This window comes from Bartonella sp. AA2SXKL, assembly GCF_042197205.1.
Lineage (GTDB): Bacteria > Pseudomonadota > Alphaproteobacteria > Rhizobiales > Rhizobiaceae > Bartonella.
Genome location: NZ_JBHIRN010000260.1, coordinates 337 through 578, shown reverse-complemented (window position 1 = coordinate 578; position 242 = coordinate 337). Strand labels below are relative to the sequence as shown.

1 protein-coding gene is annotated in these 242 nt (G+C 41.7%); it reads left to right on the top strand.

Annotation, left to right across the window (positions count from 1 at the left end; genetic code table 11):
* On the top strand, positions 1-242 hold a 242-nt coding region (locus ACFINS_RS11110), incomplete at both ends, for a glucoamylase family protein (RefSeq protein ID WP_375706303.1).

Sequence of the window (242 nt, the reverse complement as noted above, 5' to 3'; positions counted from 1 at the left end):
TGTTATTGCCCCCTACGCTAGCCTTTTAGCAGCGCAGTATACACCTGCACAAGCCGTAAACAATTTAAAACGATTGCGTAACTTTGGAGCTTTAGGAACATACGGTTATTATGACTCTGTTGACTTTACTCCTTCACGCATAAAGACAGGAGAAAAATATGCCGTTGTGCGCAATTATTATGCACACCATCATGGTATGTCCATTCTTGCTATTAACAATGTGATTTTCCAAGGGCGGATGC